The 23,103-nt window shown below is 34.2% G+C and carries 24 protein-coding genes and 1 pseudogene; 14 read left to right on the top strand and 11 right to left on the bottom strand.

All coding sequences use genetic code 11. The annotated features are described in order from the left end of the window. The 5 genes and pseudogenes from ACJMLD_RS03265 to ACJMLD_RS03245 all read right to left on the bottom strand — a co-directional run. Positions 1–250, bottom strand: a pseudogene (locus ACJMLD_RS03265) (hypothetical protein); the annotation flags it as partial. Between the two features lie 15 nt (positions 251–265). Then, positions 266–829: a precorrin-6Y C5,15-methyltransferase (decarboxylating) subunit CbiT gene (gene cbiT / locus ACJMLD_RS03260; protein WP_405267930.1), complete on the bottom strand. Its 564-nt coding sequence runs from the start codon at positions 827–829 to the stop codon at positions 266–268. Next, a complete protein-coding gene (locus ACJMLD_RS03255) occupies positions 830–1,378 on the bottom strand; it encodes a UbiX family flavin prenyltransferase (RefSeq protein WP_405267928.1) in 549 nt (182 codons plus the stop codon). It abuts the gene before it with no gap. A gap of 9 nt (positions 1,379–1,387) precedes the next feature. Next, positions 1,388–2,614, bottom strand: coding sequence for an HD domain-containing protein (locus tag ACJMLD_RS03250; protein WP_405267926.1), 1,227 nt, complete (start codon positions 2,612–2,614; stop codon positions 1,388–1,390). Between the two features lie 4 nt (positions 2,615–2,618). Next, on the bottom strand, positions 2,619–2,933 hold the full coding sequence (locus ACJMLD_RS03245; protein ID WP_405267925.1) for a hypothetical protein: 315 nt from the start codon (positions 2,931–2,933) through the stop codon (positions 2,619–2,621). A gap of 348 nt (positions 2,934–3,281) precedes the next feature. Here ACJMLD_RS03245 and ACJMLD_RS03240 point away from each other — a divergent pair, with 348 nt between their 5' ends. Beyond that, entirely contained in the window at positions 3,282–4,496 is a 1,215-nt protein-coding gene (locus ACJMLD_RS03240) for an ammonium transporter (protein WP_405267924.1), read from the top strand. A gap of 8 nt (positions 4,497–4,504) precedes the next feature. Next, positions 4,505–4,843 carry a P-II family nitrogen regulator gene (locus ACJMLD_RS03235; protein WP_405267922.1) on the top strand — a complete coding sequence of 113 codons (339 nt, stop codon included), beginning with the start codon at positions 4,505–4,507 and terminating at the stop codon, positions 4,841–4,843. 80 nt (positions 4,844–4,923) lie between these two features. Here ACJMLD_RS03235 and ACJMLD_RS03230 read toward each other — a convergent pair whose 3' ends face one another. Both ACJMLD_RS03230 and aroD read right to left on the bottom strand, forming a co-directional pair. After that, entirely contained in the window at positions 4,924–5,526 is a 603-nt protein-coding gene (locus ACJMLD_RS03230; protein ID WP_405267920.1) for a S24/S26 family peptidase, read from the bottom strand. A gap of 5 nt (positions 5,527–5,531) precedes the next feature. Then, positions 5,532–6,209 carry a type I 3-dehydroquinate dehydratase gene (aroD, locus tag ACJMLD_RS03225; protein ID WP_405267918.1) on the bottom strand — a complete coding sequence of 226 codons (678 nt, stop codon included), beginning with the start codon at positions 6,207–6,209 and terminating at the stop codon, positions 5,532–5,534. A 130-nt stretch (positions 6,210–6,339) separates the two neighbouring features. On the opposite strand from aroD, the gene ACJMLD_RS03220 reads away from it, so the two are divergent. The 4 genes from ACJMLD_RS03220 to ACJMLD_RS03205 are packed head-to-tail and all read left to right on the top strand — an operon-like array spanning position 6,340 to position 9,349. After that, positions 6,340–7,065 carry a hypothetical protein gene (locus ACJMLD_RS03220; protein ID WP_405267916.1) on the top strand — a complete coding sequence of 242 codons (726 nt, stop codon included), beginning with the start codon at positions 6,340–6,342 and terminating at the stop codon, positions 7,063–7,065. A gap of 10 nt (positions 7,066–7,075) precedes the next feature. Beyond that, positions 7,076–7,939: a succinate--CoA ligase subunit alpha gene (sucD, locus tag ACJMLD_RS03215; RefSeq protein ID WP_405267914.1), complete on the top strand. Its 864-nt coding sequence runs from the start codon at positions 7,076–7,078 to the stop codon at positions 7,937–7,939. Continuing rightward, the gene (hmgA, locus tag ACJMLD_RS03210) at positions 7,939–9,141 is read left to right on the top strand and encodes a hydroxymethylglutaryl-CoA reductase (NADPH) (RefSeq protein WP_405267913.1); all 1,203 of its coding nucleotides are present in this window, start codon (positions 7,939–7,941) and stop codon (positions 9,139–9,141) included. Before sucD ends, hmgA begins: the two co-directional genes overlap by 1 nt. Position 9,142: 1 nt before the next feature. Continuing rightward, entirely contained in the window at positions 9,143–9,349 is a 207-nt protein-coding gene (locus ACJMLD_RS03205; protein ID WP_405267911.1) for a hypothetical protein, read from the top strand. On the opposite strand, the gene ACJMLD_RS03200 is transcribed toward ACJMLD_RS03205, so the two are convergent. The 4 genes from ACJMLD_RS03200 to ACJMLD_RS03185 are packed head-to-tail and all read right to left on the bottom strand — an operon-like array spanning position 9,346 to position 11,697. Beyond that, on the bottom strand, positions 9,346–9,984 hold the full coding sequence (locus tag ACJMLD_RS03200; protein ID WP_405267909.1) for a DUF116 domain-containing protein: 639 nt from the start codon (positions 9,982–9,984) through the stop codon (positions 9,346–9,348). The two genes, ACJMLD_RS03205 and ACJMLD_RS03200, sit on opposite strands and share 4 nt — an antisense overlap. A gap of 8 nt (positions 9,985–9,992) precedes the next feature. Beyond that, positions 9,993–10,445: a hypothetical protein gene (locus tag ACJMLD_RS03195; protein ID WP_405267907.1), complete on the bottom strand. Its 453-nt coding sequence runs from the start codon at positions 10,443–10,445 to the stop codon at positions 9,993–9,995. A gap of 38 nt (positions 10,446–10,483) precedes the next feature. After that, positions 10,484–10,639 carry a hypothetical protein gene (locus ACJMLD_RS03190; protein WP_405267906.1) on the bottom strand — a complete coding sequence of 52 codons (156 nt, stop codon included), beginning with the start codon at positions 10,637–10,639 and terminating at the stop codon, positions 10,484–10,486. A 41-nt stretch (positions 10,640–10,680) separates the two neighbouring features. Further along, positions 10,681–11,697 carry a tetratricopeptide repeat protein gene (locus ACJMLD_RS03185; RefSeq protein ID WP_405267904.1) on the bottom strand — a complete coding sequence of 339 codons (1,017 nt, stop codon included), beginning with the start codon at positions 11,695–11,697 and terminating at the stop codon, positions 10,681–10,683. Between the two features lie 119 nt (positions 11,698–11,816). Here ACJMLD_RS03185 and thsA point away from each other — a divergent pair, with 119 nt between their 5' ends. From thsA to ACJMLD_RS03145, 8 genes are all read left to right on the top strand, one after another. Next, the gene (gene thsA, locus ACJMLD_RS03180; RefSeq protein WP_405267902.1) at positions 11,817–13,457 is read left to right on the top strand and encodes a thermosome subunit alpha; all 1,641 of its coding nucleotides are present in this window, start codon (positions 11,817–11,819) and stop codon (positions 13,455–13,457) included. 519 nt (positions 13,458–13,976) lie between these two features. After that, complete coding sequence (locus ACJMLD_RS03175; RefSeq protein ID WP_405267900.1) at positions 13,977–17,909, top strand: pseudomurein-binding repeat-containing protein; 3,933 nt, start codon at positions 13,977–13,979, stop codon at positions 17,907–17,909. Positions 17,910–18,051: 142 nt separating this feature from the next. Further along, complete coding sequence (locus ACJMLD_RS03170) at positions 18,052–18,765, top strand: metal-dependent transcriptional regulator (RefSeq protein WP_405267898.1); 714 nt, start codon at positions 18,052–18,054, stop codon at positions 18,763–18,765. Positions 18,766–18,859: 94 nt separating this feature from the next. Continuing rightward, the gene (gene endA / locus ACJMLD_RS03165; protein WP_405267896.1) at positions 18,860–19,375 is read left to right on the top strand and encodes a tRNA-intron lyase; all 516 of its coding nucleotides are present in this window, start codon (positions 18,860–18,862) and stop codon (positions 19,373–19,375) included. A 98-nt stretch (positions 19,376–19,473) separates the two neighbouring features. After that, positions 19,474–20,571, top strand: a complete 1,098-nt coding sequence (locus ACJMLD_RS03160; protein WP_405267894.1) for a tryptophan--tRNA ligase — start codon at positions 19,474–19,476, stop codon at positions 20,569–20,571. Next, positions 20,571–21,188, top strand: coding sequence for a stage II sporulation protein M (locus ACJMLD_RS03155; protein WP_405267892.1), 618 nt, complete (start codon positions 20,571–20,573; stop codon positions 21,186–21,188). Before ACJMLD_RS03160 ends, ACJMLD_RS03155 begins: the two co-directional genes overlap by 1 nt. A gap of 42 nt (positions 21,189–21,230) precedes the next feature. Beyond that, on the top strand, positions 21,231–22,427 hold the full coding sequence (thrC, locus tag ACJMLD_RS03150; RefSeq protein ID WP_405267890.1) for a threonine synthase: 1,197 nt from the start codon (positions 21,231–21,233) through the stop codon (positions 22,425–22,427). Positions 22,428–22,673: 246 nt separating this feature from the next. Then, positions 22,674–22,874, top strand: a complete 201-nt coding sequence (locus tag ACJMLD_RS03145; protein ID WP_067042909.1) for a histone family protein — start codon at positions 22,674–22,676, stop codon at positions 22,872–22,874. Positions 22,875–23,103: the final 229 nt, after the last annotated feature.

The following is a 23,103-nucleotide window of genomic DNA, read 5'->3' as shown; positions in this document are numbered from 1 at the left end:
CAGAAAAGAAGGTGCTCATAAGCATGTCTAATTTTTCGAGCATAGCTTCTTTTTCTTTTTTCTCAATAATTTCATCAAGTAAAAATGCAACAACAAGTATGTCGACAGGAATGAATCCTAAGTGAGTCCAGACATAGGATATAATGTGCTCCCCATCACCCAATACGAGGTAATTTGATCCATAAATGATAATTATCAAAATAACCATCAATATTGAAAATTTAATTTTCCAACGTTTATGTTCATCCATTTTTAAATCTCCAGTTTATCTTTTTTTAGCGGTTATAATGGCTATAGGATTTTCACTAATCATTAGAATGCCACGATCGAGAATCCTGCCATTGGAAACATTAACTTCCATAAGCTTGGGATTGTATCCCAAATCCTTAAGTTTGTTAACAGCTTCAACTTTAGTGTCGACTAGAATCGCTGTAATTATGATTCTGCCTTTTGAATTCAGTTTTTCATGAACAATGTCTAGGATATTTTCAAGTTGTCTGCCACTGCCCCCAACAATGGCAATATCAATATCATCAATATCCTTTAAGGCATTTGCTCCATCATCGTTAATTAATGTGACATTATCTCCAAGACCGAATTTTTTAAGGTTTTTTGAAGTTATTTCAATTGCTTCCGGATTTGTATCGATGGATATCACTTCACGAGCCCTTTGCGAAAACTCGCAGGTAATCCCGCCGGTTCCGCATCCGCAATCAACAACCTTATCTTCAGAAGTGACTCCTGATTTGTAGACTATTATGGCTCTGATTGCTTCTTTTGTTGGTCCTGGAACATCACATGATTTAATAAAATCGTTATCTTCCAACATTCATTCCCACCTTTTGAACAGATTATTTTCAATTTTTAGAGAATCCAGAATTTTCCCGACAATAAAATTTATCTGGTCGTCAACCGTATCATGGATTGAGTAAAATCCAGGCATTGCAGGTAAAATTATAGCCCCCTCTTGTGATAATGTTAGCATATTCTGTAAGTGAATGCTTCTAAGTGGAGTTTCACGAGGAACAATGACTGTTGGCCTTCTTTCTTTTAGGCTTACGTCAGCCACTCTTGTTATTGTATTTGCTCCGTATCCATTGGCTATTGAAGACAGTGTCTTCATGGAACATGGCACAATGGCTAGCGCATCCGCTTTGAATGACCCGCTGTTTATGGAAGCTGTCAAGTCGTTGAAATCGTAATTGGTATCTGCAAGCTTAATCACATCCTCAACTTTGTAGTCGGTTTCCGATTCAATGACAATTTTTGCAGCATCGCTAATCACTAATGAATTTTCAATATTCAATTCCCCTAGAGCTTCAAGAAGTCGTATTCCATATATTACTCCGCTTGCTCCGGTAATTGCAACTACTATCATATTAATCTCCTAAAAAAGTTTGATTTGGTCATAATGTATTCCATGGAATTTTTCCCTGTCTATTTCAGGTAAATCCAGGTAATTTTCTAGTTTGAATTTTGTAAATTTGCTTTTTTCTTCCTCTTTAACATAAACGCTAATGTCAGGTATATTGAATCTTGCTTTACTTAGCGCTCCGATAATGTTGGATATTTCAGTCAATGGATACAGTTTCCCATCCACGCTAACTTGGGTTTTCATTTCATCAAACCTAGGGTATTCTGCAATATTTATGAATACATAATCCTTATCAAGGCTGTAATCTTCGGCAATTTCCTCTTCGGCTTTTCTGAGAGTTTCCTGCTTAATTTTATACATCTTTTCGGGATGTTTGAAATTATCCAATCTGATGCTTTTAACTCTTTTCATGATGCGTCTTTCATCCAATCTTGACATTATGTCATTTGCAAATTCGTTGTCGCAATGTCTGAATACTCCAATTAACTCGGCATCATCATATCTGTAGATTTCATTTTCATTGATTATTTTTTCATCAAACACTCTCTTAAGCGCTCTTCTAAACATTGAATTAACGATTCTTGTTGTGTGATGTTGGTAAACGCTTGGGTACATGAAATATCTTGAAACAAGGGCTCCTTCAGCAGCTTGAACACCTTTGATGTCTAAAATCAATCCGTCATCTAATCTTAAATTTGAGATGATTCTTTCATAGTCTATTATTCCATAAGCCACTCCTGTATTATGTGAATCCCTTAAAAGGTAATCCATTCTGTCAACATCAAGCTCTCCTGAAACAATCGGCCCCAAATGGCCTTTTCCGGTTACAATGTCAATAATTTCGTTAACGTCAAATTTCTCTTCAAGCAAATCTTTCATTGATGTTTTTGTAACGACAAATTTGGTCAATTCTTCATGAGGGACGGATAGAACTCCTTCAGAGACATGTGAAAATGGGCCATGGCCAATATCATGCAGGAGTGCTGAAGCTCTAATCAGTTCAATTTCATCCTCCTCCAAATTAAGCTCTTCAGCTAGTTTAGATCCAAGATGCATTGTTCCTATAGAATGTTCAAATCGAGTATGGGTCGCTCCGGGATAAATCAAACCGATCAAACCTAACTGTTTAATTCTTCTTAAGCGTTGGAATTGGGGCATATCCATAATCCGTACTTCAAAATTGTTTAAGTTGATGTCTCCATAAACGCTATCTCTGATAAATTTCTTTTTTTCACTCATTTTATCAGTCCTCATATTCAATTTCGGGGATTTCCAGATTTTCTTCTTCTAAATCATCTGTGTCAATCACTGTATCATTAATGTCGTAATCAGTCGTATTGTTTGTTATGTTATGTGTAATGTTGTTTTCGACTTTTGGAATGATTGTTGGAACCTTGTTAATGTAGTTTGGTTCAAATGAATCATTTTCTATAGGGATTAACTTATATGAATCATTGTCCTCATGTATTGTAAGACTAGCAAATGCGGAGCTAATACCAAATGCGATTAGGCCAATTATCAAAAATACTATTAGATTTGCTTTTACTGAGTCTTTCATAATAACCCTATATTATTTTTATTAAACAATTTAAACTATACTATTATTAATTTTTTAAAAAGCTAATATTTAAGATTTTCTTCAAAAATTGTTTTTTAACCAAATTTTACTTTTTCTTTGCGTATTTTTTGCTGAATCGTTTATTGTTTTTTAAGTTTTTATATATTTTTGTTTAATCTTCAGTCAAATTGTTACTTTTTGTACATTGATTTTTTGTTTTACAAAAGATTTATATACTATGTTGTTCAATTACTATATATCGGAATAATACTTCCGACATATAATTGCCGACTATTTCCGGCATATTAAAATTTATAATAAATAATCAAAAGTAATGAGTAAGATATAATGGTAGTTTTTAGTGCAGGTGACACAGCATGGATACTTGTATGCAGTCTTTTAGTGTTAATAATGAGTATTCCAGCGGTCGCATTTTTTTATGGAGGATTAAGTAAACGTAAAAATGTTTTAAATACAATTTTTTTAACTTTCATTGCATTTTCAATTGTAAGTGTGATTTGGGTAACATTCGGCTATCAGTTTGCATTTGGTAGCGACATGTGGGGAATCATAGGGTCTCCAACAAATTTCTTCTTACAGGGAATTGCATTGGATGATTTAACAGGATCAATTCCAACATTATTGTTTGTAATGTTTCAATGTGCCTTTGCAGGTCTGACTGTTGCACTTATTTCTGGAGCATTGGTTGGAAGGATGAAAACAAAAGCATGGGTGCTTTTCACAATCTTTTGGATTTGTTTAGTATATATCCCTGTTGCCCACTGGGTATGGGGAGGAGGATGGTTAATGCAAATGGGAGCACTTGACTTTGCAGGAGGTGCAGTAGTTCACATGAACTCCGGTGCAGCCGCATTGGCCGTCGCAATAGTGTTAGGTAAAAGAAGAGACACTTCATTAATTCCACATAACCTAGGTTATGCAGTTCTTGGTGCAGCATTGCTCTGGTTTGGATGGATGGGATTCAATGGAGGATCCGGTCTTGCAGCAGATGGGCTTGCGGCAAATGCAATTATTGTATCAAATGTTGCAGCGGCAGTAGCTTTAATAGTGTGGACAGCATTAGATACATATGTGGTTGGAAAACCGACAGTATTGGGTGCAATTTCCGGCGCAGTTGCAGGGCTTGTTGCTATTACTCCGGCAGCAGGATTTGTTGATGTTCCAGGAGCAATGGCTATTGGTGCAATAGCTCCATTTGTTTCATACTGTGCAATATATTACTTAAAACCAAGATTCGGATATGATGATGCCTTAGATGTATGGGGAATACACGGTATGTCTGGAGTATGGGGTGCAATTGCAACAGGAATCTTTGCAGTGCCTGCAGTCGGCGGAGTTGCCGGATTAATCGCAGGAAACCCTGAACAGCTCTTAATACAGATAATCAGTGTGGTTGCTACCTTGATATATTCATTTACATTAAGCTTCATTTTTGCTAAAGTACTTGATAAATCAATGAATGGTATTAGAGTTGAAGAATACGAAGAGATAGGGGGATTAGACACTAATCTTCACGAAGAATCTGCATATAACTTTAACTAGGTGATGAGATGAAAAGCATAGTTGCGATTATAAGACCAGAAAAATACATTGATGTAAAAAGCGCTCTTTCAGAAGTAGGATGCGAAGCGATGAACGTTTCAGAAGTCAAAGGAAGGGGAAGCCAAAGAGGTATAAAGGAATCCTATAGAGGATCTAGCTATTGTATTGATCTGATTCCAAAAACACGTATTGAAATTGTTGTAAAAGATGAAAATGTAGATACCATTGTTGAGGCGATTAAGAAAGGCGCTCACACAGGAAACATTGGGGATGGAAAAATATTCATTTACCCGATTGACAATGTAATAAGAATAAGAACCGGCGAAGAGGGGGACAGCGCCGTGTAGTCTCTCACGGTAAAATTCGAATTATTTGTTCTCAAATATCCCTTTGGAAATAATGCTCATTGCATTATTTCCATTTTTTTTCAATAAGCTATTACAACACCATTAATGTCAGATATGTCGACCCAGGTTGATATGCCTTTGACTTCATATAAAACACCATTAATGCGTTCGTAGGACACTTGTTTGTTGTCGCTGACTAAATGAACGTCATTTCCATCAATCTGATCCACTCTTTTTATGATTCCACCATACTCATCGGATTCAGCCACAACAATGTCGCCGACATGAACATTGTGGGTTTTGTTCAAAAGAACCTTTTGCCCGTCCTTTAATGTTGGTAGCATGGATGTTCCATCAACATAGACGATAACGGGAATTTGGTCAGGTCCGAGACTTGAATCAATGTTGACCTCCACATCATCAAGCCCATAATAGTTGCAGATATTCTCAATGCCGCCTTTAAGGGTCGTTGCGTTGGAAGTAGTGTCATTCATCACATCCACGGCATATTCGCATATATCGCTATTTAGGCCGGCAGTATCAATATCTGAAAGCGTAAACGTGTCCACACTGACGTTTTCACCATCAATATAGACATCCACAGAATTATTAAAAATAAATACCATTGCCGCAATAACTAATAAAATAAGTACTATCAGAGCTAAAATAATTTTTTTAGCCATTAAAATCACTCGTCTATAATATTTAAGTCCATATTAAAAAGAGCTCTCATTGTTTCAATATCAATTTGGCCGGGTGCTGTAACGTCGGTTCCGGCTGCAAAAGTTATTGGTGAGTTGAATTTAGCTGCCATGACTCTTGTATAGCTTCCCAAATCACCCATAGAAATGGCTATTGTATTCCTGCAGTGTGAAAGAACGGCCAATATGGTCAATGTATCTTCCAGATTCTGAGGCATGAATGCAACTTTTGCAATGTCTCCAAGCTCTTGCTCTTTTTCAACGATATACATTATTTCATTTAATTCCGGTGTCTTTTTGAAGTCATGATAAGAAACAATTGTGGTAACACCGGTGTCATGGATTTTATGGATGTATTCATCATTGCTTTGCAGCTCAATGTCTACGTAATCAACTAAATCACAGCATTCATATAAAATATTGAACCTCTCTTCTTCACTTCCCTTAAAGGATCCGCCTTCTGTGCTGATCCTATTTGTAGCAATCATCGGAAAGTTAATCTCTTCAATTGTCTTTTTGATGTCATCGATATTAGGATTTTTCAGGGCGTCGATTCTAAACTCCAGAATATCCGCTCCTTTATCAATGCAATCTTGAGCTACTTCAATCACATCTTTGTATTTTTTCTGAAAGATTGGAATTGCAATTTTTGTTTCTGAATACATTGTTTAATATATTTAACAAGGCTTATTTATTAAAGTTTCTTAATCTTTATATAAATTAAACAACAAATAACATATCAATAAAATATAATTATTTTATTATTTAATCAATCAAAAAATCCAAGGTGTTAATTTGAAGATTACGGCTATAGGTGCAGATATATCTAGAAATGATGTATCATGTAGTTCTAAGCTAGTAGAAACTATAGAAATGAACCTTCATACTCTTATAGATTTGGGTGCAAGGGATGCGGCTTTAACAAATGTTACAGGCGATGATGTTGTTATCAGCGCATTTGTTGAGGATGACTTACTTGAATCTGTTAATGAAGGTATTGTCAATATTTTAAGGATGAGTGCAGAAAATCAGGGGGACCTGTCTGGAATTTCACAAAATCCTGATGATGCAGGTGAGGGAGTTTCATATGCTGAAGCAAATATTAGGCCAGATAGATATCCTGACGCTATTGTTTTAGGTTTTGATACATATGGGGGAGAACCGTTTGTCGCAGATGTTGCAAACTCAGCAATTGACGCCGCAAAGGGGATGAAAAACTTAACTGATGTTTCAGATTATATTGAACCGAAAACAAAAGAGATTCCTGGTGTAGGTTATGTTTCGCCTGAAACCGATGATCCTGTTGTTGTAGCTACTGTTGAAGATATAGAGTCAGTTGGCGTAATAGCCAGTGCAATGATTGGCGCTGCACTTGGAAATAAGAATGTTTATTTAGTTAAAAGAGGAACAACTTGCAATGTATTACCGGGTAGTGTAATATTTTCAGCTACTGCTTTTATGAATGGAAATGTAATAGATTTAGCTGTTCCATTTGAAAATAAAACAAGAATATTAAGATAGGGGTAATATAATGATTTTATTAAATGAAGATACAAAATGTTTAGTTCAAGGAATAACCGGTAAACAAGGTTCATTCCACACAGAACAAATGTTAAACTACAATACCAATATTGTTGCAGGAATCACTCCTGGAAAAGGAGGTCAGAAGTTTTTAGACAAAGTTCCAATTTTCAATTCAATTGAAGAAGCGAAAGAAGAGGTTGATATTAACGCTTCTATCATTTTTGTTCCTGCCAAATTTGCAAAAGACGCTGCATTTGAAGCAATTAGACACTTAGATTTAGTTGTTATTATTTCAGAGCATATCCCTGTTCATGATAGTATGAAGATTATGGCATATGCAAAGGAAATGGATACCACTGTTATCGGCCCTAACACTCCAGGAATTATCTCTCCAGGTGTTGGTAAATTAGGCATTATGCCTACTCACATTTTTAAAGAAGGGAATGTTGGTGTAATTTCTAGAAGTGGTACATTAACTTATGAAATTGCCAGTGAACTTACAAATGCCGGAATCGGTCAAAGCACTGCAGTAGGTATTGGTGGAGACCCGGTTACTGGTGATAATTACGTTGACATATTAAAAAGATTTGAAAAGGATGATTCTACTGATGCGGTTGTTTTAATTGGTGAAATTGGAGGAACTGCAGAAGAAAGAGCAGGCAAGTACATTGCAGAAGAAATGTCAAAACCTGTTGTATCCTATATTGCAGGAAGGACTGCACCACCAGGCAAAAGAATGGGACACGCTGGAGCTATTATTCAAGGAAATTCCGGTACTGTTGAAAGTAAAACCAAAGCTTTAAACGAAGCCGGTGTTGAAGTAGCAATAAAGCCATCCGAAATTGTAGATTTACTTAAAAAGGTTATGTAATGTCAAACCAGGAAATTATTGATAAATTATTGAAAGGCGAAATCAAACTTTATCAGGTTGATAAGGAGGTTTCAGCCAAAGAAGCAACTGACATTAGAAGAGAATTCTTAGAGCAGAAATATGATTTGGATTTGCCAAATATTTCTAATTACACTCTTGATATGGAAAGGGCATCAGCCCGTAACATTGAAAACTCAATTGGAGTATTGCAGCTTCCAATGGGTATTGCAGGCCCATTAAAAATCAATGGCGAATACTGTAAAAGGGAAGTGTTCATTCCTCTTGCAACATCTGAAGGTGCGCTTGTCGCATCAATTAACAGGGGTGCATCAACTATAACTGCATCCGGAGGAGCAAATGCAAGGGTGGTGTTAGACATTATGACTCGCGCACCTGCAATCAAATGTGAAGGTGTAAGCGACGCATTAAGAATAAAACAATGGTTTGTCGATAATTTCGATGAATTAAAAGAAATTGCAGAAAGCACAACCTCCCATGGCAAATTAATAAAAATAGACCCTATTTTAATTGTTGGAAGCTATGTCTATCCACGTTTTGTTTTCTCAACCGGGGACAGCATGGGAATGAACATGGTTACGATAGCTTCCGAAAAAATCTTGGAAAAACTTGCAGACGAAACTAGCGCAATCCACATTGCATTAAGCGGCAATGTATGTGTTGATAAAAAGCCGGCCGCTATGAACATTGTTGAAGGAAGAGGTAAAAGTGTTATAGCAGACATCCTGATTCCAAAAGATATTGTTGCTAAAAAGCTTAAGACTACCGCCGAAGCTATTGTTGAGGTAAATACTGCTAAAAATTTAATTGGTTCTGCAGCTAGTGGAAGTATGGCGTTCAATGCCCATTATGCAAATATGGTAGCAGCTATTTTCCTGGCAACCGGTCAGGATGCAGCTCATGTCGTTGAAGGATCATTAGGCATTACAACAGCAGAAAACAGAAATGGTGATTTATACTTTTCAGTAAACTTACCAGACTTGCCGGTAGCTACTGTTGGTGGTGGAACAAGCTTAGAAGTAGCTCAAGAAGGATTAAATATATTGGGTGTTGCAGGTTCAGGAAAAGCACGTGAATTTGCAGAAATTGTTGCATGTACAGTTCTTGCAGGTGAATTGTCACTTGTCGGTGCACTAGCAGCAGGCCATCTCGCAAGAGCTCATCAGGAACTTGGAAGAGGATAACATGGATGATCTTTTAGACTCTTTATACCCGGAACTGACTCTTGAAACTGATGATATGGTAATGACACTGGTCATAAAAAAAGACTATTCCCAAATTGAAGATTTGGATAAAAGAAAAGAGGAATTCATCAACGATTTAAAGGCTTTCATAAAAGAGTTCGAAGAAACCCCGGAATCCGATGAGTTCATGAGATTTTATGACGATTAGTATTTGGAATCTATTTTTTCAAATACTTTTTTTACATCTACTTTTGTTTCAAAACAGCCTGTCTTTTCAAGCAAAACTCCTTGTGGGCAGAAATCAGACAATAACATCATCATCTGACTTAGGTCTTCATGGCAGGCCACTCCAATCACAGCTTTAAACTTGTTCTCCTTAACAATTTTTTTAACAAAACTGCTTCCCGGAACAATATATAATTTATATCCCAAGGGTTCGGATTTCTTTTTAATAACTCCAATTGAACATAATCCGCATTCAGTGCAATTCAACCCTTCCTTTTGGAGTGTTGCAGGACAATCCTTATGTCTTAAGCAATGAGGTAGAAAAATTAATGTTTTTTCAGCGGGAATCTTTCTGAATTTTTCTTTGTTAATGTCATCTCTAACCTTGATTGAAATGTCATCAATTAGATGTTCATCCAATTTCAATAGTTGGGCAATGGCTTTAAATGGTGAATAGAGCAAGTCTAGAACAAACAATAGGAATCTTGGGTATTTAATTTCATTTCTTCTAGCAAAAAATACTCCGAATATTAAAACAGCTATAAATAATATTAAAATAAGAATAGCGATAAAAACAACCAATTCTCCTAAAAATGTATAAAAGGATTCAATAAACATTTTTTAACCTAGAATTTTTCAATGGAATAATTTGTTATTTCTTTATTTAATTCAACGCCGGTTGCTGTTTTAATTATTTCAAGACCTGATAAGCTATCGCATGAGCATAGGACATTCTGTTCAGGATGGGTTCCAGGGGTGATGTTGCAATTTAGGTTAACTCTATCCCCTATGGATAGAACTGTCTCTAAACGTTTTGTAGATGGATGGTCTTTATTTAGGATTACCAGGGGTGATGATTCTTCACGGCTTAAGTAAGCTTGTGACCTTATTGCTCTTTTGTCTTTTTTAAAGTTGGAAACAGCAATAATGTCATCTGATTCTAAAAATTGAACTATCTCTTCATTATCCTGTGTTGCAATAAATAGCATCTTGTCTTCATAGGCTACTTTAACGACACCGACCATCCCGGTTTCGCCTTCAAGAAATAGTATTTCATCATTTTCAAAATCAATATTCATAAAAATCACTTAAAAAATAAAAAAGAGAGTAAATATATTTACTCTACACAATCCACATTGTCACTTTGACAAGATGGGCAAACTACTTTTTTTCCAAGACCTTTAAAGGTATTTCCACAGTCTTTGCAATGATATTTTTTTGTTTTTAATTTTTTTAAATCAATATCGGCCATTGGCCCTCCACTAGAACACATATAAAATCACCTTTAATATAATATTATATATAATTATATATTTAATTGTTAACTTTTTCTTTGATTTCATCAATTTTATTCAGTGTTTTTTCGTCATGTGTGATGCCATATAATAGATCATAGAAGTATAAAGCTTGATTATATAGTTTGTTTTCCTCATACTCTTTGGATAATTCTTCAAGTGTCTTTAAAACAAAGGGGTTTACTCCGATTTGAATGTTCTTATCTTCAAGAATGGAAATTGCCTCGTTTAAGGTCATATTTATATCGTGGCCTTTTGATTCAATATACTGAAGTTCGGTATATGCCTTGATGCTCATTTCATATTCCATGCTGTATTTCAAAAGAGCAGTCGCAACATCAAATTGGTTTTCTTCTATATAATAATAACCCAAGTTTCTATAGCACCTCGCCATATCCTGAGGGTAATAGGCATATTTCAATGCATCTGATGTATATATAATAAATTTATTAAATGAATGGGTGTGCATTTTGTAGATTTCGGATAGTTCAAGAATTATTCTTGCGGAAACCGGATTAATCTGCAGTGCCTTTTTTAGATTCTCTTCAGCTTCATCGAATTCCTGATTCTCAAAGAGTAGGAAACCATAAATATAATATAGGTCAAGCAAAGGTTTGTTATCTGGGATGTATCTGATCTGCTTTTCAGCACCAACATACTTCATGAATATTAACTCTTCCAGGGGATTTGTGAAGCTGTGGTACTCGCTTACTTTATCGTCTTCAAACATGCCTGGAAAATTATTCATAAATCTTTTGAGTTTGTTTAGGGATGTTTCATAATCTCCCATTTCAATATCTCCGCTTATTTCGTTTAAGATATCGATTATAGGATTTTCCCTATCGGATATTTCTATAAATTCCTCTTTCTCTTCATCAGTCAAGCAATCCCACATCATTCTTGAAATCTCGCGAATAATCTCTTTGCTGTAGGGATGGTCTTTATACCTGTCAATCTGGCTGGAGAGGTATTTTCTGTTTAAATCGTTGTTTTGACCTAAATTAGCTTTGATTTCATTTATTATCTTTTCGTACATCAATACACCTATGTTAGTTAAATGGGTAATATTTTTATATAACTTCTAATCCATATTAATATTGTATAAAAACTTAGTTTTATATTATTTTATTTAGAAAATTTGAAGGTGATTATGAAATGGCAAATCAACCAATATTTATTCTTCCTCAAGGGACTGAAAGATATTCAAAAAGAGATGCTTTAAGGATGAATATCACAGCCGCTAAAGTATTGGCTGGCATTATAAGAACTACTTTAGGTCCTAAAGGTATGGATAAGATGATAGTCGATCCATTAGGTGAGGTGACCGTAACTAATGATGGTGCAACTATCATGAGCGGAATGGAAATTGCACAACCTGCAGCTAGAATGCTTGTAGAAACAGCTAAAAAACAAGAGGAAATAGTCGGAGATGGAACTACCTCTGTTGTTGTTATTGCTGGCGAATTATTGGCTAAAGCTGAAGAATTGTTAGAAGATGGAATTGCAACTTCTGTTGTTGTTAAAGGATATAAAAATGCAACTGAAAAAGCAGTTGAAATTTTAAAAGAAATTGCAATTGATGCTGATGATGAAGATACTCTTAAAAAAGTTGCTGTTACCGCAATGAGCGGTAAAGGTTCTGATTATGCAAAAGAGCACTTGGCAGAAATTGTTGTTAAAGCAGCATTGAGAATAAAAGAAGACGGCAAATCAGACATTGAGAACATTAATGTTCAAAGAGTTTCTGGAGATTCTGTAGAAGATTCATTCTTGGCTGAAGGAATAGTTATCGATAAGGCACCTGTATCCAAAGCTATGCCTAAAGATATTAAAGATGCAAAAATAGCTATTATGAAATATCCTATTGAATTGAAAGACATCAATGATGCCAAAATCGATATTACCAGTCCTGAACAATTAGATTTATTCTTAAATACTGAAGAACAAATGATGAAAGACTTAGTTCAAAAAGTTATAGATTCCGGTGCTAATGTTTTATTCTGTCAAAAAGGTATCGACGACTTGGCGGAACATTACTTGAAAAAAGCAGGAATCATGACTTTCAAAAGAGTTAAAAAATCAGATATTGAAAGAATCGGAAAAGCTACCGGAGCCCAATACTTGACCGACATTGAAGATTTGGGTCCTGATAAGTTAGGTACTGCAGGTCACGTATATCTTGATAAAATATTTGACCATGAATTAACTTTCATTGAAGAATGCGAAAATCCAAAGGCTTCTTCCATTGTCTTAAGAGGCAGTACCCGTTATGTAACCGAACAGATCTCAAGGGCAATCGATGATGCTTTAGGAGTCGTTGCAGCCACTATCGAAGAAGGCAAAGTTGTCATTGGTGGAGGAGCTTGTGAAATCGATTTAGTAAAACAATTAAGAGAATATGGTGAATCTGTAAGTGGAAGAGAGCAATTGGCTATTTTAAAATATGCTGAAGCTTTAGAGGTCATTCCTAGGACCTTGATTGAAAATGCAGGTTTGGATACTATCAACTTAATTGCTGATTTGAAAGCTGCTCATGAGGAATCAAATTTCATTGGAATTAATGTATTCACTGGTGAAGTCGAAGATATGAAAGAAGCTGGAGTCATTGAGCCTTTAAGAGTCAAAATCCAAGCTCTTCAATCTGCAGGCGCTGCTAGTGAAATGATCTTAAGAATCGATGATATGATTGCAGCAAGAAATGCACTTCAGTCCACCGGTCCTGATGAGTCCGGTAATGATGATAGCGGTATGCCTCCAATGCCGGGCATGGGTGGCGGTATGCCTCCAATGATGTAAAGTTAAAAATATTTTACATCTTTTTTTCTCTTTTTTTTGAAAATTTTTTATTAACATTCTCAATACTTTTTTAATAAATTTGGGTAAAAATATAACTTTATTTTGGAATTAATAATTTTTTATCTTTTTTTCTTTATTTTCTGTTATTTTTAAATATACTTAATTAAATAAGTTGTTTTTTATTCTAACTTAAATAAAATCAATGTTTTTTAATTAGATAGCTTTTAATTATATGTTATTTCATATAATAAGCGTTACCCTTACTGTTTACATTTTTATAAAATTAATTTTCTTAAAATTTTATTTCATAAATTTTAATCATTCTATAAGCAAATTTAAGTATAATTTTACTTAATTCTTTATTTTCATTAAGTTTTAAGCTTATTTTTAAAAAATAAACTTATTTAAAGCGTTCTAGTAAATAAAAAGGTTTATATAAGATATTTGCATATACATATTCTTGAAGTGAGATTAAGGTCTCATGGATGTTTAAAAAAATTGTTATGGAGGTAAAATATTTTGAACAAACAATTATTACTCACTATCTTATTGGCAATGACTGTCATATTGTCAGTCAGTGCTGTTTCAGCTAGTGAAGTAAATGTTACAGATTCGTATACTACTAGCTTAGTAGATGACACGTCAGATGCATCAGTCCATATGGAGAATACTGCTGATTCATCAGTGCTTTCTGTATCCAGTGATTCAAATGTTGATAATGATTCATCTAAAGTTTCTCTATCAAGTGAAGAAGTTTTAGAATCTGAAAATTCAAATACTTTATCAACTAACTCGGGTAGTGATTCTTTAGACAGTGATGATGCACTATCTGCTGCTTATGGTGAAGATAAATTAAGCGCAACCAAAATTGATGCATCAAAAACCATTACTTCAAAAGATGTCACTAAATATTATAAAGGAAGCACTCTATATAGCGCAACTTTTTTAAAGACAAATGGTAAACCGTTAGCTAACACTAATGTGAAAATTACCGTTAATAAAGTTACTTATACTAAAAAGACTAATGCAAAAGGGGTTGCTTCTTTAGCAATCAATCTTAAACCAGGATCATATAAAGTTGTTTCAACAAATCCTGTTACCGGTTATAAGCTTACTAATACTTTTAAGATTTTATCTACAATCAGTGCAAGTGATGTTACTAAAGTTTATACTGACGGTAGAAAGTTCTATGCAACCTTCTTGAAGAGTAATGGTAAGGCTTTGGCTAATAAAAATATTAAGTTTAAGATTAATGGAAAAACATATACAAAGAAAACTAATAGTAAAGGTGTAGCTAGTATTACAATGTACAATCTTAAGAAAGGTACATATAAGATGATATCTTACAATGTTGATGGCTTAACTAAGACCAATACCGTTAAGGTAGTTACTTCTACTTCTTCTAAACTGATTACTAAATCATACACTTTCCTTAAAAGTGATAAAAAAACTATTAAAGTTACTTTACACAATGGTTTAGGATATGCGCCAGGACAAGGTAAAATTGTTAAATTTACAGTCAATGGCAAAACCTATTCCGCAAAAACCAATAGCAAAGGTGTAGCTTCACTTAAGTTGCCTACTTTAAAGGCAGGAACCTACACTGTAAAATATAAGTTTGCTGGAAATAATTTCTACAAAGCATCCAGTGCTTCTGATAAATTATATATTCTCCCTAGCAAAACTCCTACATATACAGTTAAAAGTTCAACAACTTTCGGAGAAAAATCAAATGCTCCATTTAAAGTTGCCCTAACATCAGGTTCTGTTCCTCTAGTAGGAAAAACTGTAACCTTAAATGTCAATGGTAAAACATATGACAAAACTACAGACAGTAACGGTGTAGTATCAGTGCCTATTAATTTAACTGCAGGCAAATACACCATTACCTATGCATTTAAGGGTGATTCTAAAGTAAATTCAAAAACTGATTCTTCTAAACTTACTGTTAAAGAAAGAACAGCTACTAAAATTACTTGGAAAAGTGGAACTTCCTTCTATCAAGGTGCTCAAACTTATAAAGTTTTATTAAGTGACAAAAATGGTAAAGCATTAGAAGGTAAAGCAATCAAGTTAACTGTCAACTCCAGAACATATTCAGCTACTACAGCTTCAAACGGATATGCTACATTCAATGTCAATGTAGCTCCAGGTTCATATAAAGTATCAATCAATTTTGATGCAATCGGTGATAATGATTATGCGCAAAGTTCTAAAAGCGCATCAATCAACGTTGAGAAAAAGACAACAACCGGATATGGATATTGGGTTTATGGGTATGACATGAAAAAGGTTGACCTAAAGACCTTAGCATCCCAAGGCACAACTGATTTATTCTTAAACTATGGAGCAATTTCCAAACATGGTCAATCTGCTGTGGAATCATGGATTGTTAGTGCTAACAAGTTAGGAATGAACGTTCATATTTGGATGCAAACATTTTATGAAGGGGGAAAATGGGTAAATCCTGTTAAAAGCGGATCTGCAAATACCGCATTTTTCAACCAAAAGATAGCGGAAGCTAAAAAATATGCTAAAATCAAAGGTGTTGCTGGTATACACTTTGATTACTTAAGATATCCTGGTACTGCCTATAAAACTACCGGCGGTACTGAAGCAATAAATAAGTTTGTAAAACAAGCTACTGAGGCTATTCATGATATTAATTCAAATCTTATTGTTTCATGCGCTTTAATGCCTGAAACAACTAATAATGAACATTACTATGGTCAAGACTATTCTGTAATTAGCCAATATATGGATGTTGTTGTTCCAATGATTTATAAAGGAAATTATGGAAAAACATCATCCTGGATTACAACTACTGCAAAATGGTTTGTAGATAATTCCAAAGGTGCAAATGTCTGGGCGGGCATTCAAAGTTATAAATCTGATGATGACGTAACTAAACTGTCTGCATCAGCAATTAAAACTGATGCTCAAGCAGCATTAAATGGTGAAGCTCCAGGAGTAATCATATTCAGATGGGGTGTGACTAACTTTGTTGATTTCAAGTCCTTAAGTGATAAGTCTTCATCCCCTACAACAACAGGTTCTGTGACTATTGCCGCTATTGTAAATGCTGCTAATACTTTAAAAAGCTCCATTGCATCAAAAGGATATGTTCCGAGTACTGTAACTGTTGGAGGAGTTAGTTATTCTACTTCCCAATTCTTGTACATGATGACAAAGGCTGTAGAATATATTAATTCTGGTAAAACCTCAACTCAAATATTGCCTGTCGAATCAGGTGATCCATCAAATCCTTCAGGATCAGTTAAAGACGGTAAATTAACTTGCGATGAATTTGTTTCTTTAGCTAAAAAGATAAGTAAATTCATTGTCAATAACAATAGGGCTCCTAATTATTCTAATACTTCATTAGGACACATGAAATATGATTCTTTAGTAGATTCATTTGCTAAAATTTTATCATACTATAAAACTAATGATAGACTGCCTAAGTATCTGACTATTAAAGATGATTCTAAACCGGCAGAGGTCACAAAAACCGTTTCAGTTAAGGACGTAATTACTGGCGCAACTAATTTGAAAACATATTATACTAAGAATTCACAGTTACCATCTACTGTAACTGCAGGTGGAATTAAATTCGCTTTGCCTGAATTCTTATATGCAATGAGTCAAGCAATTTATCAAATTGGAAATTCCAATAATAAAGATATTAAGGTTATTATGGGAATATCCGAGCCTAATTCTCCGTCTGGAGATAGTTCTAGCGGAAATCTGAAAATGAATGGTTTCTTAGCTCTTGCAAAAAATATTTCAAATTACATTGATACCAATAAAAAAGCTCCTAATTATGCTTCTTCAGATTTGGGTAAAATTTATTACTCCGATTTTGTTGATGCATTTTCACGTATACTTGCATTTTATGGTAATGATAATCGTTTGCCTAGTTATGTATCTGTAGGTGCTAGTTCTAGTGCTACTACAGCATCCGGTTCTGGTTTGAATGAGAAGAATACTATAACCAATCTTGCTCCATATCTGAAAGCTTCTACTAATTGTCAAGTTGATAATTCTAAAATTAAAACCCTTGTTGATTCTCTAACAAAAGGTTTAACCACTGACCTACAAAAAGCTACTGCAATATATAATTATGTAAGGGATACTATTTCTTACAGTTTCTATTATGATACTAAATATGGTGCAGTAGGTACTTTAAATGCTAAAACAGGTAATTGTGTGGATCATTCACATTTATTAGTGGCCATGTTTAGAACTGCAGACATTCCAGCTAGATATGTTCATGGAAAATGTACATTCAGCAGTGGAAGTACCTATGGTCATGTATGGGCTCAAGTTTTAGTTGACGGGCAATGGAAAGTTGCAGATGCAACCAGTTCAAGAAATTCACTTGGAAAAGTAGCAAATTGGAATACAAATTCATTTACTCTTAAGAGTATAACTTCTGGTATTTCATTCTAATTTCTACTTCTTTTTTTCTCTTTTTTAATAAAATTGCTTTATAACTTAGTTTATCAATTTATCCAATAGTATTTAGGCATACCAAAACTTTTTTATACTTTAACTTATAAAATTAAAAACAAGTATAGATTAGGTGAATTTCATGGTTGAGAATAAGATTAGTGATAATATTGAAGAATATTTGGAAGTTCTCTATCGTAATGGAAATAATGGGGAACAAGTTTCTACTACTCAATTATCAAAAGAGTTAGGTATTGCTCCAGGCAGTGTAACACAAATGCTTAAAAAATTAGAGAATTTAGGATACATTGCATATACTCCTTATAAAGGCGCCACTTTAACTGATGAGGGAATGAAAATAGCTCAAAAAATTACAAGAAAACATAGGATTCTAGAAAAATTCTTAATCGATGTTTTAAAAATCAAAGAGGAAAACGTTCATGAACAGGCTTGTGAAATGGAACACACACTGTCTGATGAGGCTGAAAGGGCATTATGTGCCATGTTGAATAACCCCGACGTATGTCCTGATGACAATATAATCCCTGCATGCAATTTTGATTTTGAGAGTTGTAAACAATGTTATTCTCAAAAAGATTTTGATCAAATTTTTAATAGGAAATTCAATTTACTATCTATATCTGAATTAACTTCCAATACTGAGGGTACAATTTCATTTATCCGTGGAAATGACGAACTTTTGGATGATATTGCTAATGAAGGTATTAAAGTTGGTTCTCATCTGAAATATGAATTTAATAATAATCGTACAAGTAATCACTATTTGGTTACAATTGATGATAAGGAGTTAAATATTCCAATAGAAATGGCTAATAATATTTTTATTAGAGTTTAACTTTCTTCTATTCTTTTTTTAAAAAAATTTATATAACATTTATTGCAAAATTAATAGCATTAAAATATAATTTATTTCTTTTTATGGTGTTTTAATGCGTGGAAATTTATCTAATGATATAGTATCTATTAAAATTGAAGAAGGTAGTAAAAGGCCGATATCCTTGCATGAAAAAAGCTTGTTTGGCAGAATTGAAGCGGATACTCTAAATCTTTCTTTAATTGAAGCCTGCTATTTATTGGAAAAAGGCCGTTTGGATATCTATGAAGATGATATCGAATGCAGTATAGGGTATATCATTGATATTTTAAAAGAGCAAGAATTATATGGAAAATATATTGTTTATCGTGATTTAAAAGATCGCGGATTTGTAATTAAAACAGGCTTTAAATTTGGATCAGAATTTAGGTTGTATAGTCGCGGAGGAGGTCCTGGCCAAGGACATTCGGATTATCTAGTTAAAGTTATTTTTGAAAATTATGATATCAATGCACTTGACTTTGCAAGTTATATCAGAGTCTCACACGGAGTTAACAAAAAATTTTTGCTAGCCATTGTCGATGATGATTTTGACATTACATATTATAATATTGAATGGACTAGGCCTTAATTTAAATTAAAGGAGTATGTTATATTTTTTAAGAAGAATCATTTTATTATAATTATTAGTAACCGTTAATGTAATTTAATGTGGTTGTGGGTGAAAAAATGGCAAATTTAATAGATCCATGGGCATCATTTAGCCTAGATTATGATAAGTTAGTTAATCAATTTGGTATTGGAAAGATTTCAGACATTATTGATGATATAAAAAATCCTCAAAAGCTAATGAAGAGGGGAGTTATTTTTGGACACAGGGAATTTAATGAAATTAACAATTTAATCAATCAGAATAAGGACTTTGCAGTTGTGACAGGTATGATGCCAAGCGGTCAAATGCATATCGGCCATAAAATGGTTGTAGACCAATTAAAGTGGTATCAGGATATGGGTGCAATGCTGTCCCTTCCTATTGCTGATTTGGAATCATATGCCGCTCGTGGAATGAGCTTTGAAAAAGGCCGTGAAATCGCAGTCGATGAATATCTGACCAATTGGATTGCATTAGGCCTTGACCTTGAGAAAGACAATGTAAATGTTTATCTTCAATCCCAAAATAAATTGCTTCAGGATTTGGCCTTTAAGGCTTCTAGCAAAACCAATTTCAATCAGTTAAAGGCAATTTACGGGTTTACGCCTTCTACAAATATTGCTCACATTCAAGCGCCATTGGTTCAAGTTGCAGACATTTTGCTTCCTCAAATTGAGGAATTCGGAGGTCCTAAAAAGGTTGTTGTTCCTGTTGGAATCGATCAGGATCCTCATATCAGGCTAACTAGGGATATTGCTCAGAAGCTTCATGAAGAATTAGGATTTTTAACTCCCGCCTCTACATACCATAGATTCTTAACAGGATTGACTGGAGATAAGATGAGCAGTTCCAAGCCGACTACTGCAATATATCTTAATGATGAGATAAAAGACGCTGTCAAAAAAGTTAAATCCGCAAAAACTGGTGGAAGAGAATCTCTAAAAGAGCAACAGGAGTTAGGCGGGGAAGTCGACAAATGTGTTGTTTATGAGATGCTGTTATATCACTTCATCGATGATGATGAAGAACTTGAAAAAATCAGACAGGACTGTCTAAACGGAACATTGCGCTGTGGTGACTGCAAGGTAAGGACTGCAGAATTAATGGAAGAGTTCATGGCTGATTTAAAGGAAAAGCAAGTTGAAGCTCGTGAAATTGCAAAAACCTTGATATAATGTTAAATGAAATTAAACGTTCATTTGCTGAAAATAAGATAGCCATTATAATTTCAGTAGCCATCTTAGGTATTTCTTTGATTTTAGGGTATTGCCTTGAAGGATATCTGTATAGCTATTTGAATCCTGTAGTTGAAGAGCTAACTAAAAAAGTTCAGTCAGGCGCTTTGAAAATAACATTCCAGGATATTTTCTTGAATAACCTTAGAGTGATATGTGTCATGTTCGTTTTTGGCATTATATTTTGTTTTTCAGCGGTAATGTTGGCTTTTAATGGATTTTTTGTGGGATATTATGTGGGAAGCACACATGATTTATTCACTGTTTTGATGTATATTATTCCTCATGGAATTTTTGAGTTGCCTTCATGCGCCTTGGCCTGTGCGGCAAGCTTCGTTTTATTCAATTTTATCTACAAATTCATTAAAGCATTATTAAAAGATACAAATGATAATGTCTCTGATTTAATAAGGAGTTCATATGATAAAACTGATGATAAACTTAAGCAGGCAGTAATTCTGTTCATCGTTTCAGTAATCCTAATGATTATTGCAGGAGTAATCGAGGCTTATTTCACAGTACCTATTGCGCAATTTATATTTTCCATTTTGGGTTAAGATTTAATAATAATAATTTAAAAAAATAAATAATGTGATTTTATGATAAGATGTGTTTCATGTGGAGAAGAATATGACGATGATGAAGTAATCTACACTTGTGAGAAGTGTGGGTCTGTACTTGAGCTCGTCAATGAAATAGATGTTTCTAAGGACATTTTTGATGGTAGAAGAGATAATTTATGGAAATTTAAGGAATGCATTCCTGTAGATGAAGCTAAAATCGTTTCACTTGATGAAGGAGGAACTCCATTCTGCAAATGCGATAAATTGGGTGATGAACTCGGAGTAAATTTATATGTCAAAGTGGAAGGTTCAAACCCTACTGGAAGTTTCAAAGACAGGGGAATGACTGTTGGAATGACTAAGGCAATGGAACTTGGCGTTGATACTGTCGGTTGCGCTTCAACTGGAAACACTTCAGCGTCCTTGTCCGCTTATGCAGCCCGTGCAGGACTGAGATGCATAGTATTCTTGCCTGCTGGAAAAGTTGCTTTAGGAAAGTTAGCTCAAGCAATGTTCCACGGTGCTGAAGTAATGTCTATAAATGGAAACTTCGACGAAGCTTTGGAAGCAATGACTGCTCTTGCATTGGAAAAACATCTTTACTTATTAAATTCCATCAATCCATACAGATTGGAGGGACAAAAAACCATTGGTTATGAAATCGTTCGCGACTTGGGTTGGCAGGCTCCCGATAGGATTATCTTGCCGGTCGGTAACGCAGGAAATATTTCAGCCATCTGGAAAGGTATTAAAGAATTCTATGATGCAGGATTTATTAAAGACGTGCCGATGATGACTGGTATTCAAGCGGAAGGTGCATGTCCTGTTACCAATGCATTCAGAAAAGGAGATAGAAGGGTTGTTCCTGTAGAAAATCCAGAAACCATCGCTACAGCTATTCGTATTGGAGCTCCCGTAAGTGATATTAAAGCGTTGAATGCAATTTATGATTCAAATGGGTACTCTGAAACAGTAACTGATGATGAGATTCTCGATGCACAGAAGTTGCTTGCAAGAACTGAGGGTATTGGTGTTGAACCGGCTTCAGCTGCATCAATTGCAGGTCTTAAAAAACTTGTAGATGAGGGTGTAGTTGATAAAGGTGAAACCATAACCTGTGTTGTTACTGGACACTTGTTGAAAGATCCTAACACTGCAATTAATGCTTGTACCCAACCTACTGAAGTTGATGCCGATATTGACACTTTAAGAAAAATTCTTATGAATAAGTGAATATTGCTTTAAATTTCATTTAATTTTTATTTTTTCTTTTAATTCTTTTATAGTCAAACCTACTTTACACATTTTTTGTTTAAGCTAATGTATGAAAAACATTTTTAAAGATATTGATGTCACTTATTATGTTATAATAGTATGCTTTTTTTTGTTGTAATTATCAAAAATCAACACTAATAAACCAATATATTTATATATAAGCAAATAAAAACTATTATTATCAAATAAATGAGGTGTATAATTATGAGTGAATTACCAATTGCTCCTGTAGGAAGAATATTAAAAAATGCTGGTGCACAAAGAGTAAGTGATGACGCAAAAGTTGCTTTAACCGAAGCTATCGAAGATTACGGAAACGAAATCGCAGCTAAAGCGGTAGGATTTGCTCGTCACGCTGGTAGAAAAACTGTAAAAGCTGAAGATGTAAAATTAGCAATTAAATAGATTTGCTATTTACTTTTAGATAGTAAATTTATTTTACTATCTCTTTTACAATTTTTTTTTAATCTACTTTTTTATTATCTTATTTTGCTTATTTTAGCCTATTTTTAAAAACATTTATATAGTATGTAAACCTATTTAATACTGTCTAGTTCTCTAGAATTATTTCATTAATTACTAAATTTTTATTTTTAGTTTTGCTAAAAATTATATGAAATTCAGAAGTATTTGT

It is taken from the genome of Methanobrevibacter sp. (assembly GCF_045112895.1).
In the GTDB taxonomy this organism is placed as follows: Archaea; Methanobacteriota; Methanobacteria; order Methanobacteriales; family Methanobacteriaceae; genus Methanocatella.
Note: the sequence above shows the minus strand (reverse complement) of the source record. Positions and strands in the feature narration are given on the sequence as shown.